This window comes from Oceanicola sp. S124, from assembly GCF_000220565.1.
Taxonomy (GTDB): Bacteria; Pseudomonadota; Alphaproteobacteria; order Rhodobacterales; family Rhodobacteraceae; genus Pseudooceanicola.
The window spans coordinates 1-11,393 of the sequence record NZ_AFPM01000235.1 but is presented as its reverse complement, the minus strand read 5'-3'; the positions used below and the strand labels follow the sequence as shown (position 1 = coordinate 11,393).

Below are 11,393 nucleotides of genomic sequence, written 5' to 3'. Positions count from 1 at the left end.
GAAGGCCGTCGAGAAGGCCAGGGGGGCGGCGGTGACGAAGACGTGGAAGGTGGCGATCGAGAAGCTCCAGCAGATCGCATAGCCCCAGAAGCGCGGCGAGCGCAGCAGCTCGGGCCAGGCGCGGAACTGGGCGGCGAAACCGGCGCCCCGGCTGTGGTGGGTTTCGCCAAGGTCGACCCAGGCGAGGATCAGCACCGCAAGGCCCAGCCCCGTGTAGAAGACGAAGTTGCCGCGCCAGCCGAAGATCTCGTCGATGACCCCGCCAAGCGCCGGGCCGACCAGCGGACCCACGGCCATGACCATCGAGACCGTGGACATCTTTCGGGCGATCTCGCGCGGGTCGTACTGGTCGCGCAGCACGGCCCGGCTGAGGGCAACGCCGACGGTGGCCGCCGCCTGCAGCATGCGTCCGATCCAGAACACGGTGATATCCGAGGTCAGCGCGCAGACTGCCGAGGCAACCGTGAAGACGGCGACTCCGCCCAGCATCACCGGGCGCCGCCCGACCATGTCCGAGAGCGGACCAAAGAGCAGCTGCATGATCGCCGTGACCACGAGGTAGGCCCCGATGACCATGCTCATCGCGCCATAGTCGACGCCGAAGTCGCGCGCCATGCCGGGCAGCGAGGGCACGAACATGTTGATCGTCAGGACGGCACTGCCGGTCAGGATGATGAGGGTGGCCAGATGCGGCGGCGTGCGGACGGACATGCGGTCTCCTGTTGGGTCGCGATCCTCCCCGCTGCCGTTCTAGGCCTTTCCGTCGCCCTCTGCATCCCCCTGCGCCACCTCCGAGGGATCGGCCTGGCCGATGCCCCGGAAGACCGCGCGCAGCGGCCAGGCCCAGAGCACACCGAGGACGACATAGACCAGCAGCTCGACCAGGATCGGCGGGCGGCCGAGCCAGTTCATCACCGTCACGCAGGCCACGATATAGAGCGGCAGCCCGATGATCAGGACCAGAAGCGACCAGCGCCGGCGGGCCTTGTAACTCAGTGCCATGATGGTCTCCTTTGGGTGTCGGTGGTGGGGGCTCTGCCCCCCGCGCCTGCGGCGCTTCCCCCCGCAGTATTTGAAGCCGTCGGATGGAAGCAAGAGGCCCTTCTATCTATCCGAGGGCTGAAAATACTGCGGGGGAGGCCCGGCTTGCCGGGACGGGGGCGGAGCCCCCTACCCCTTTAGCATGGTCGCCCTCCGGCGACGGGGGCAGAGCCCCCTACCCGACCGGGATCAGTCCGCGAAGGGATCGGTGACCAGGATCGTGTCGTCACGCTCGGGGCTGGTCGAGAGCAGCGCCACCGGGCATTCGATCAGCTCTTCGACACGGCGGACGTACTTGATCGCATTGGCCGGCAGATCGGCCCAGCTGCGGGCGCCTTCGGTGGATTCGCTCCAGCCGGGCATTTCCTCGTAGATGGGCGTGCAGCGGGCCTGCTGGTCGGAGGCGGTCGGCAGGTAGTCGACGCGCTTGCCGTCCAGCTCGTAGCCGGTGCAGATCTTCAGCGTCTCGAAGCCATCCAGCACGTCGAGCTTGGTCAGCGCGATGCCGTTGACGCCCGAGACCGCGCAGGTCTGCTTGACCAGCGCCGCATCGAACCAGCCGCAGCGCCGCTTGCGCCCGGTCACGGTGCCGAACTCATGGCCCCGCTCGCCGAGGCGCTGGCCGGTCTCGTCCTGCAGCTCGGTCGGGAAGGGGCCTTCGCCGACGCGGGTGGTGTAGGCCTTGACGATGCCCAGCACGAAGTCGATCGAGCCCGGGCCGATGCCGACGCCGGTGGCCGCCTGGCCCGCGATCACGTTCGAGGAGGTGACGAAGGGATAGGTGCCGAAGTCGATGTCCAGCAGCGAGCCCTGCGCGCCCTCGAAGAGGATGCGCTTGCCGGCCTTGCGCTTCTCGGTCAGCACCTTCCAGACCGGGGCGGCGTATTGCAGGATCTCGGGGGCGATCTCGTCCAGCATGGCGATCAGCGCGTCGCGGTCGACGGCCTCGAGACCCAGCCCGGCGCGCAGCGCATTGTGGTGGGTCAGGGCGCGGTCGACGCGGGCTTCCAGCGTGGCGCGGTCGGCCAGGTCGGCGACGCGGATCGCGCGACGGCCCACCTTGTCCTCGTAGCAGGGGCCGATGCCGCGACCGGTGGTGCCGATCTTGGTGCCCTTGGAGGAGGCCTCTTCCCGCGCCCGGTCCAGCTCGCCGTGCAGCGGCAGGATCAGCGGCGTGTTCTCGGCGATCATCAGGGTCTCGGGGCTGATCTCGACGCCCTGCTCGCGGATCTTGGCGATCTCGCCGACCAGGTGCCAGGGATCCAGCACCACGCCGTTGCCGATGACCGACAGCTTGCCGCCGCGCACCACGCCCGAGGGCAGCGCGTTCAGCTTGTAGACCTTGCCGTCGATGACGAGCGTATGGCCGGCGTTATGTCCGCCCTGGAAACGCGCGATCACATCGGCGCGCTCCGAGAGCCAGTCCACGATCTTGCCTTTCCCCTCGTCGCCCCACTGGGCACCGACGACTACGACATTGGCCATGTCCGGTCCTTTCTGACTTGTCTGACTTGGCTGCGTGACGGGCGCGCGCCTCAGCGCAGGGCCCAAACCCGCGCCGGTATAGCGAAGGGGCCGGACGGAAGAAACCCGAATCTGCGCCGCGCCGGAAGCGCCCGCCAATCCCCGCCAAGCGGGAGCCGGCGCCAGGCGACGCCCCCCGGAACGGGGGAGCCCCCTGCCCCGGCGGCAAGCGAGCTGACTTGCCGAACGCGACAAAGGAACCATTCCCGGGCGTTTGGCTGGACAGGGAGCACCGAAAAGGGCACATCATCGGCCACTTGCAAGACTTTGAAGAATCCGAACCCGGGCCAACCGGGCAGGGGCATTTGCCGGAACCATATTCAAGGGGGACATTGATGGGGTTCTTGACGCGCTGGTTGGTGGCCTTCGTGCTGATCGCCGCCACCTACAACCCGACCGAATACAATTATGTCACCTGGATCATGACGAACTGGCCCGACTTCATGTCGGTCACGGTGCTGTTCGGGCTGCTTCTCTTCGTCGGCTACGTGATCTATCTGCGGGCCACCCTGCGCTCGATCGGGGTCTTCGGCATGGGGCTGGTGCTGGCCATTGCCGCCGCGCTGATCTGGGTACTGTCGGATTTCGGCCTGCTCGGCCTCGAGAACCGCAACTCGCTGCTTTGGATCGGCATCGTCTCGCTGTCGCTGGTGCTAGGCATCGGGCTGAGCTGGTCGCTGATCCGTCGCCGCCTTTCGGGGCAGGTCGACATGGACGACGTCGACGACGACCGCTGAGACCGAAAGGCGCTGTCGCCGCGTCCGGCCCGCTGGCCCGGGCGCGCGCAGGGCGCCAAGGGCCCGGCCCGGCGCGTGACCGCGGGGGCGCAGCCCCCTGCCCGCCCCCGCCGCAACGGCCATTCGGGGTTGCGGCGCGGCCCCGCGTGGCTTAGATACCCGCCGAATGGCGCTCTGCCGCCGCCAAGACCCCAGACATCCAGGCGCCGCCTCCGGTCGCGCGCCCTCGACCGAAACGAGCTGAGTACATGGAAAACGTCGTCCTGATCGTCCACCTGATCCTCGCGCTGGCGCTGATCGGCGTGGTGCTGCTGCAACGTTCCGAAGGCGGCGGCCTCGGCATGGGTGGCGGCGGCGCGATGACCGGGCGGGCAGCGGCCACCGCGCTCGGCAAGGTCACCTGGGTGCTGGCCGGCGCCTTCATCGTCACCTCGCTGGCGCTGACCATCGTCGCCGCAGAGAAATCCGCCGGCTCTTCGGTTCTCGACCGCCTGGCCCCGCCGCCGGCAGCGGAAACCGGCACCGAAGCCCCAGCCGCCGATCCCGACGGCCTGCTGCCCCCGCCCTCGGGCGCCTCGGGCAGCAATACCCTGACCCCCTCGGCCGACTGACCGGACCGGGAACCGCCGGAAGACACCGCCCGGGCGCCCCCGCGCCCGGCCCGGGACCTTCCCCCTTCAGAACCCACTACACCTTGCGACGGTAACGCTGCGTTACCCAGCATCTAGCGGCTGGCTGTTGCCAGAGCCGGGCGAATCTGCTATCGGTCAAATCCCGTGATGCTGCCCTCTTCGGGCCGCAAAGGTGATCTATTGCGCAACCGCGCTTGAGTATTCCACGGGAGCCCCAGATCCATGGCCAGATATGTTTTCATCACCGGCGGCGTCGTGTCGTCCCTTGGCAAGGGCCTCGCATCGGCTGCCCTGGGCGCGCTGCTGCAGGCGCGCGGCTTCTCGGTCCGGCTGCGCAAGCTGGATCCCTATCTGAACGTCGATCCGGGCACCATGTCGCCCTTCGAGCACGGCGAGGTCTTCGTGACCGACGACGGCGCCGAGACCGACCTGGACCTCGGCCACTACGAGCGCTTCACCGGGGTTGCCGCGCGCAACACCGACAGCGTCTCGTCCGGCCGGATCTATTCCAACGTTCTCGAGAAAGAGCGCCGTGGCGACTACCTGGGCAAGACCATCCAGGTGGTTCCCCATGTCACCAACGAGATCAAGGATTTCCTCTCGGTCGGCGATGACGAGGTGGATTTCATGCTCTGCGAGATCGGCGGCACTGTCGGCGATATCGAGGGCCTGCCCTTCTTCGAAGCCATCCGCCAGTTCAGCCACGACAAGCCGCGCGGCGAATGCATCTTCATGCACCTGACCCTGCTGCCCTACCTGGCCGCTTCCGGCGAGCTGAAGACCAAGCCGACGCAGCACTCGGTCAAGGAGTTGCAGAGCATCGGCATCGCGCCCGACATCCTGGTCTGCCGCTCGGAACAGCCGATCCCCGAGAAGGAGCGCGAGAAGATCGCCCTTTTCTGCAACGTGCGCAAGGAGCACGTGGTGGCGGCCTATGACCTCAAGTCGATCTACGAGGCGCCGCTGTCCTATCACCGCGAGGGGCTGGACCAGGCGGTGCTGGATGCCTTCAACATCTCTCCCGCGCCCAAGCCCGACTTGACGGTCTGGCAGGATGTTCAGGACCGCATCCACAAGACCGACGGAGAGGTGAAGATCGCCATCGTCGGCAAGTACACGCAGCTGGAAGACGCCTACAAGTCGATCAAGGAAGCGCTGGTTCACGGCGGCATGGCCAACCGGATCAAGGTCAATGTCGAATGGGTCGACGCCGAGATCTTCGACCACGAGGACGCCGCCCCTCACCTGGAAGGCTTCCATGCCATCCTGGTTCCCGGCGGCTTCGGCGAGCGCGGCACGGAAGGCAAGATCAAGGCGGCCGAGTTCGCCCGCACCCGCAAGATCCCCTACCTGGGCATCTGCCTCGGCATGCAGATGGCCGTGATCGAAGCCGCGCGCAACCTCGCCAAGATCGAGGCCGCGGGCTCGGAGGAATTCGACCACGAGGCGGGCCAGAAGCGCTTCGAGCCGGTGGTATATCACCTCAAGGAATGGGTGAAGGGCAACCACGCCGTGAAGCGCAAGGTCGATGACGACAAGGGCGGCACCATGCGTCTTGGCGCCTATACCGCGCATCTGGCCGAGGGCTCCAAGGTGGCCGAGGTCTATGGCGCAACCGAGATCGAGGAGCGCCACCGTCACCGCTACGAGGTCGACATCAAGTACCGCGATCAGCTGGAAGACTGCGGGCTGACCTTCTCGGGCATGTCGCCGGACGGCCGCCTGCCGGAGATCGTCGAGGTCAAGGACCATCCCTGGTTCATCGGCGTGCAGTTCCACCCCGAGCTCAAGTCCAAGCCCTTCGCGCCGCATCCGCTGTTTGCCGATTTCGTGCGCGCGGCCAAAGAGGTCTCGCGGCTGGTCTGAGCCCGCGCGCGCCGCAGGCCGGCACAGGTGGGTTGCACCCACCCTACGCCTTTCGCACCCTCCGGTGCCGGTGTGCGTAGGGTGGATGACAATCCACCATGCCTCGGCCCTCTCCAGACGCTCCCGGCGGTGCGCGATGCACCGGCAAGGGAACCGGCAGGCCGGACAAACCGTTAGGTCGACGAACCCAACAGCTGCCCGATCCCGCAAAGGAGAACGTCATGAATGCAATCATCTACCTGGTCGGCCTCGTCGTCATCGTCCTCGCCATCGTGCAGTTCGTGCTCTGATCGCCGCACCGACAGCTTCCCTCAGACAGCAAAAGGGCCACCCCCAAGGGCGGCCCTTTCGCATTTCGCAGTCCGGATGATGGACGCTCAGACCTTCTCGCGCCCCATGGCCAGCACACAGACCAGGGTGATCACGGCGGCCAGCAGCATGTAGTAGCCCACGTAGGCCATGCCGTAGCTGGCCTGCAGCCAGGTCGCGATATAGGGGGCCAGCGAGGCGCCCACGATCCCGGCAAAGTTGAAGGCCAGCGACGAGCCGGTGTAGCGCACCGAGGTCGGGAAGGGCGCGGCCAGCACCGCTCCGATGATGCCGTAGGTGATGCCCATCAGGGCCATGCCGAGGGTGACGAAGCCGTAGACCCCGGCCAGCGAGCCCGACAGCAGCGGTGCCAGCGCGAAGGAGAACACCCCGATCGCCACGGTCACCCAGAGCAGCAGGGTGAAGCGGCTGATCCGGTCCGCCAGCTTGCCGGCGACGGGGATGAAGATGCCGAAGATCACCGCGCCCCAGAGCTGGATGCGCAGCGCCTCGGGCAGCGACATTTCCAGCACCTTGACGTTGTAGCTCAGCAGGTAGGCAGAGCCGATGTAGAACAGCACGAAGGTCGCCAGCGCCACGAAGGTACCCAGGAACAGGCTGCGCTTGTGGTTGCGGAAGATCTCGACGAAGGGCACGGCAACGCGCTCTTCCTCTTCGATGGCCTTCTGGAAGGCCGGGGTCTCGGCCAGCGAGAGGCGCACCCAGAGGCCGATGGCGATCAGCACCATCGAGAACAGGAAGGGGATGCGCCAGCCCCAGGCCAGCAGGTCGTCGCGGCTCATGAAGGCCAGCAGGATCGAGAACAGGCCCGAGGACAGGAACAGGCCGACCGGCGCGCCCAGTTGCGGGAACATGCCGTACCAGGACTTCTTGCCCTCGGGGGCGTTCTCGGTGGCGATCAGCACCGCGCCACCCCATTCACCACCCAGCCCGAAGCCCTGGCCGAAGCGGCAGAGCGCCAGCAGCGCCGGCGCCGCGACGCCGATCTGGGCATAGGTCGGCAGCAGCCCGATGATGACGGTCGAGATCCCCATGGTCAGCAGCGCAGCCACCAGCGTCGCCTTGCGGCCCACCTTGTCGCCGAAGTGGCCGAAGACCACCGCGCCCAGCGGACGGGCGAAGAAGGCGATCGAGAAGGTGGCGAAGGAGGCCAGCAGCGCCGTCGTCGCGTCTTCCCCGGGGAAGAACAGTGCCGGGAAGACCAGCACGGCGGCAGTAGCGTAGATGTAGAAGTCGAAGAATTCGATGGTAGTGCCGATCAGGCTTGCCAGCAGAACCCGCGAGGGCCGGTTCAGGGGCGTCGCCTCGGCCGCCGCCTTGGGCATGGAGGTCGTGTCAGTCATCTGTCTTTCCAATCAGGTCGTGGCGCCGGTCCCCCTCCCGACCCGGCGAAGCCCGCCCCTAGCGCAACAAAACTGCGAGATGAAGGAAAATCCGGTAATTTTAGACACACTCATGGCGGGGTTGATGACATCGCATATCTGTTGATCAAGGCAACTCGCTCGGCGCGCTCCTGCCTGTGCCGGCCCGGGACCTGCCCGAGGCCAACCCGGCATCTGGGCGCCTCGCCAAGGAACCGTTACAATTCCGTGATTTAAGCAAAGACCGACTCTCATGGCCCCGGCCATGCCAGCCTTTCCGCGGCAGCGCTGCCGCCCCTGTGATCGAGGACACCATGGCCCAGGACATTCCGACCCCAGACGACACGCCCGAGGCCGACGACTGGCTTGAGGCCGAGCTGCGGGACACGCTCGACGAGGACTACGAGATCGAGCTGGAAGATGCCGTGCTGTCGATGAAGATCCGCGAGATCTACCGCAAGGCGCATGGCCCCTCCATCCCGCGCCCGCAGTATTTCCGCGACCTGCTGCACCTGCAGTCCGAGCTGATCAAGCTGCAGGACTGGGTGATCCACCACAAGGAAAAGGTGGTGGTGATCTTCGAGGGCCGGGACAGCGCCGGCAAGGGCGGGGTGATCAAGCGCATCACCCAGCGCCTGAACCCCCGCGTGGTGCGTACCGTCGCCCTGCCCGCCCCCTCGGAACGCGAGAAGTCGCAGTGGTACTTCCAGCGTTACGTGCCGCACCTGCCGGCGGGGGGCGAAATCGTGCTGTTCGACCGCTCGTGGTACAACCGCGCCGGGGTCGAGCGCGTCATGGGCTTTGCCAGCGAGGACCAGGTGCAGCAGTTCTTCGACGACGTGCCGGAATTCGAGCGCATGCTGGTGCGCTCGGGGATCCGGGTGGTGAAATACTGGTTCTCGATCACCGACGAGGAACAGCAGATGCGCTTCCTGATCCGCATTCACGATCCGCTGAAGCAATGGAAGCTCTCGCCCATGGACCTGCAATCGCGCGTCCGCTGGGAACAATACACCAAGGCCAAGGAGGAAATGTTCGCCCGGACCAATATCCCCGAAGCGCCCTGGTACATCGTGCCCGGCAATGACAAGAAACGCGCCCGGCTGAATTGCATGGACCACCTGCTGACTCTTTTCCCCTACGAGGACGTGCAACAGGAAGAGGTCGCCTTGCCGGAACGGATCTACAATTCCGATTACGAACGCGCGGTATTGCCGCCCGAGCTTTACGTGCCGTCGAAATACTGACGCGGCGGGGCGTGCGCGCCGATCAGGCGAAGAGCGGAGAGATCAGCTTGCCCAGAAGGCCCTTGCTGCGGGTCTTCGGGCGGCGGCGGCCCTTGTGGCCGCTGCCCGCCATCATCGGGGCGACGATCACCGGGCTCAGCTGCCAGCGTCCCGCCTGGCCCATGCGGATGTCCTGGGCCTGGGCCTCCATCCAGGCGGTCAGGCGCTCGGCCCCGATCATCTGGCGGGTCGGATCGGGCAGGTAGAAGCCCGCGTTGATCCGCTGGCACAGCACATCCAGCTGGGTGCAGACGCTCTGCATCTCGCCGCAGACATCCTGGCGCGGGATCTTGTTGTAGGCTTCGGGGCCGGCATTCATGAACAGGGTCAGTGCGGATCCCAGGTCGACGCAGATCTGCGCCGAGATCCAGCCGATCACCTCGTGGCAGTCGCTGTCCCATTCCACCGCGCGGGCCATGGCACATACCTGACGGCCCGTCGCACGGCGCAGGGCCTCCAGCCGCTCGGAGGCGGTGGATTCGACCCAATCTATCCGAGCTAATGACGGCATTCAGCGCACTCCCGGTCCCACACGATAATGCTCACTGGCAGCAGATTGGGTGGGAACTTGGTCACAAATATGACCAATGCGGGACAATAGCGGGCGGCAATTGGCAATGCGCGCCGCATTCCCCCCGTTCGGGGTCCTCCAATCAATGGAGATCCGGAGTGCCCGCGCCCATCGACGGTCCATGCGGCGGGCATGGCTGCAATGACGCCCCCTGAGGCGCCCCCACCGGGCACGGGTTCCCGGGCACCGCGTCGGTCACAATGGCCTTACCTGTGCAGGATCGGATTGGCGGGCGTCGCCCGGCGGAGTATATCCGGCCTCATGTTCGGAGATTTCCTGTCCCGCCTCACCGCGCCCCGCCCCGATCCGCTCGACGAGGGCGATGCCCGCCTGGCCCTGGCCGCGCTGCTGGTGCGCGTGGCCCGGGCCGATGGCACCTATGACACCGGCGAGCGCCGCTCGATCGGGCTGATCCTGGCAACGCGCTACGGCCTCGACCAGGCCGCGGCACAGGCGTTGCTGGGCGACGCCGAGACGCTCGAGGGGCAGGCCCCCGACACCGTCCGCTTCACCCGCGCCATCAAGGATTCCGTCCCCTACGAGAACCGCCTGGCGGTGGTCGAGGCGCTTTGGCAGGTGGTGCTGGCCGATGGCGAACGCGACCCGGAAGAGGACGCCCTGCTGCGCCTCGTCACGTCCCTGCTCGGCATCACCGACCAGGACAGCGCCCGCGCCCGCCAGCGCGCCGCAGCGCATCCGGCGCCTGGCGGTCCTGCTCTGCCCGGTGGCGGCGGATCCCCCGGCCCCTGGAGCTGAGGTGTCCTGCCCCTGCGGGATAGCGACCCTGCCGATGTACCTCGGCCCCCTCACCCGGGGCCCGTTGCAGCAGCTCTGGCACGAGGTGCGGGCAAGGCTTGGCCATGGCCCCGAAAGCCTGACCCAGGAGGCGCCGGATCTCTTCGATCTCTGGGAAAGCCCCGACCTGCTGCTGGGACAGACCTGCGGCCTGCCCTTCCGCAGCCGCCTGAAAGGTCGCGTGACCTATGTCGGCACCACCGATCCCGCGCTGCCGCAGACGCCGCCGGGGCACTACCGCTCGGTCATCGTGGTGCGGGACGATGACCCGGCCCGCGACCTGCAAGAGCTGGCGGGCCGTCCCGCGGCGGCCAATGAGCCCGTCAGCCAGTCCGGCTGGGCCGCGCTGTCCGCTCACTTCGCCGCCGCCGGGGTGCCCCTTGGCCCGGTGCGTTTCACCAGCGCACATCGCGCCTCGGCCAGAGCCGTTGCCACGGGGCGCGCCGACCTGGCCGCCATCGACCTTGTCACCTGGTCGCTCATGTGCGCCGAGGGGGATCTCACGGCCGCCCGCCTGCGCATGCTCGACCGCACCCGGCCCACCCCCGCGCATCCGATCATCACTGCTGCCGGGCGCGATCCCGCCCCCCTGGCCCGCGCCCTTGCGGCCGCCCTGCCCCGGATCGCGCCCGGGGCACGCCGGGCCTTCGGCATCACCCGTCTGCTGCACCTGGATGAAGCCGAATATTTCGCCGTTCCACCGCCGCCCGCGCCCCCCGGCCCTGTCCTGTCGTGAAGTCACCCATCACACGTGTTGATTTCCCGATCCGTTTCGGGTCCTAATCCCTGTCAATCCAAGGCAAAGGCGCTCAGGGGGACACGTGAGCCAGAACCCTCCGGTTATCGAAATTCGGGACCTTCACAAGGCCTATGGCGCGCTGGAAGTGCTCAAGGGTGTGTCGCTGACGGCGCATCGGGGCGATGTGATCTCGCTCATCGGGTCTTCGGGCTCGGGCAAATCCACCCTGCTGCGCTGCGCCAACCTGCTGGAAGACAGCCAGCAGGGCGAGGTGCTGTTCAAGGGCGAATCCGTGCGCTGGAAGGGCGAAGGCCACCACCGCCGCCCCGCCGACGCCCGGCAGGTGCTGCGCATCCGCACCAACCTGTCGATGGTCTTCCAGCAGTTCAACCTGTGGTCCCACATGACCATCCTGCAGAATGTCATGGAAGCGCCGCTGACCGTCATGGGCCGCGACCGCTCCGAGGTCGAACCCAAGGCCCGCGCCTACCTGGAAAAGGTCGGCATCGGC

General features: G+C 67.1%; 12 protein-coding genes. 7 read left to right on the top strand and 5 right to left on the bottom strand.

Annotation, left to right across the window (positions count from 1 at the left end; genetic code table 11):
- From OS124_RS0116380 to OS124_RS0116370, 3 genes are all read right to left on the bottom strand, one after another.
- Positions 1 to 711: MFS transporter (locus OS124_RS0116380; RefSeq protein WP_010140881.1), on the bottom strand; the 711-nt coding region annotated here is incomplete at its 3' end.
- Positions 712 to 750: 39 nt separating this feature from the next.
- The gene (locus OS124_RS0116375; RefSeq protein WP_010140880.1) at positions 751 to 1,002 is read right to left on the bottom strand and encodes a DUF2842 domain-containing protein; all 252 of its coding nucleotides are present in this window, start codon (positions 1,000 to 1,002) and stop codon (positions 751 to 753) included.
- Positions 1,003 to 1,230: 228 nt separating this feature from the next.
- A complete protein-coding gene (locus tag OS124_RS0116370; protein ID WP_010140879.1) occupies positions 1,231 to 2,526 on the bottom strand; it encodes an adenylosuccinate synthase in 1,296 nt (431 codons plus the stop codon).
- A 374-nt stretch (positions 2,527 to 2,900) separates the two neighbouring features.
- Here OS124_RS0116370 and OS124_RS0116365 point away from each other — a divergent pair, with 374 nt between their 5' ends.
- The 3 genes from OS124_RS0116365 (at position 2,901) to OS124_RS0116355 (ending at position 5,800) form a co-directional block, all read left to right on the top strand.
- On the top strand, positions 2,901 to 3,302 hold the full coding sequence (locus OS124_RS0116365; RefSeq protein ID WP_010140878.1) for a DUF6524 family protein: 402 nt from the start codon (positions 2,901 to 2,903) through the stop codon (positions 3,300 to 3,302).
- Positions 3,303 to 3,550: 248 nt separating this feature from the next.
- Entirely contained in the window at positions 3,551 to 3,913 is a 363-nt protein-coding gene (gene secG / locus OS124_RS0116360; protein ID WP_010140877.1) for a preprotein translocase subunit SecG, read from the top strand.
- A 243-nt stretch (positions 3,914 to 4,156) separates the two neighbouring features.
- Positions 4,157 to 5,800, top strand: a complete 1,644-nt coding sequence (locus OS124_RS0116355; protein ID WP_010140875.1) for a CTP synthase — start codon at positions 4,157 to 4,159, stop codon at positions 5,798 to 5,800.
- Positions 5,801 to 6,177: 377 nt separating this feature from the next.
- Here OS124_RS0116355 and OS124_RS0116345 read toward each other — a convergent pair whose 3' ends face one another.
- Positions 6,178 to 7,473, bottom strand: coding sequence for an MFS transporter (locus OS124_RS0116345; RefSeq protein WP_010140874.1), 1,296 nt, complete (start codon positions 7,471 to 7,473; stop codon positions 6,178 to 6,180).
- 332 nt (positions 7,474 to 7,805) lie between these two features.
- On the opposite strand from OS124_RS0116345, the gene ppk2 reads away from it, so the two are divergent.
- Positions 7,806 to 8,738, top strand: coding sequence for a polyphosphate kinase 2 (gene ppk2, locus OS124_RS0116340; RefSeq protein WP_010140873.1), 933 nt, complete (start codon positions 7,806 to 7,808; stop codon positions 8,736 to 8,738).
- 22 nt (positions 8,739 to 8,760) lie between these two features.
- On the opposite strand, the gene OS124_RS0116335 is transcribed toward ppk2, so the two are convergent.
- Complete coding sequence (locus OS124_RS0116335) at positions 8,761 to 9,288, bottom strand: hypothetical protein (protein WP_138919570.1); 528 nt, start codon at positions 9,286 to 9,288, stop codon at positions 8,761 to 8,763.
- Between the two features lie 321 nt (positions 9,289 to 9,609).
- Between OS124_RS0116335 and OS124_RS0116330 the strand changes: the two genes are divergently transcribed.
- The 3 genes from OS124_RS0116330 to OS124_RS0116320 all read left to right on the top strand — a co-directional run.
- Positions 9,610 to 10,104, top strand: a complete 495-nt coding sequence (locus OS124_RS0116330) for a tellurite resistance TerB family protein (protein ID WP_010140871.1) — start codon at positions 9,610 to 9,612, stop codon at positions 10,102 to 10,104.
- 1 nt (position 10,105) lies between these two features.
- Positions 10,106 to 10,879 carry a phosphate/phosphite/phosphonate ABC transporter substrate-binding protein gene (locus OS124_RS0116325; RefSeq protein WP_168161480.1) on the top strand — a complete coding sequence of 258 codons (774 nt, stop codon included), beginning with the start codon at positions 10,106 to 10,108 and terminating at the stop codon, positions 10,877 to 10,879.
- 85 nt (positions 10,880 to 10,964) lie between these two features.
- Positions 10,965 to 11,393: ATP-binding cassette domain-containing protein (locus OS124_RS0116320; RefSeq protein ID WP_010140869.1), on the top strand; the 429-nt coding region annotated here is incomplete at its 3' end.

Bases quoted from the DNA above. Each gene is read 5' to 3' on its own strand.
- OS124_RS0116375 (WP_010140880.1), bottom strand. From the start codon at position 1,002: ATGGCACTGAGTTACAAGGCCCGCCGGCGCTGGTCGCTTCTGGTCCTG.
- OS124_RS0116370 (WP_010140879.1), bottom strand. From the start codon at position 2,526: ATGGCCAATGTCGTAGTCGTCGGTGCCCAGTGGGGCGACGAGGGGAAA.
- OS124_RS0116365 (WP_010140878.1), top strand. From the start codon at position 2,901: ATGGGGTTCTTGACGCGCTGGTTGGTGGCCTTCGTGCTGATCGCCGCC.
- secG (WP_010140877.1), top strand. From the start codon at position 3,551: ATGGAAAACGTCGTCCTGATCGTCCACCTGATCCTCGCGCTGGCGCTG.
- OS124_RS0116355 (WP_010140875.1), top strand. From the start codon at position 4,157: ATGGCCAGATATGTTTTCATCACCGGCGGCGTCGTGTCGTCCCTTGGC.
- OS124_RS0116345 (WP_010140874.1), bottom strand. From the start codon at position 7,473: ATGACTGACACGACCTCCATGCCCAAGGCGGCGGCCGAGGCGACGCCC.
- ppk2 (WP_010140873.1), top strand. From the start codon at position 7,806: ATGGCCCAGGACATTCCGACCCCAGACGACACGCCCGAGGCCGACGAC.
- OS124_RS0116335 (WP_138919570.1), bottom strand. From the start codon at position 9,288: ATGCCGTCATTAGCTCGGATAGATTGGGTCGAATCCACCGCCTCCGAG.
- OS124_RS0116330 (WP_010140871.1), top strand. From the start codon at position 9,610: ATGTTCGGAGATTTCCTGTCCCGCCTCACCGCGCCCCGCCCCGATCCG.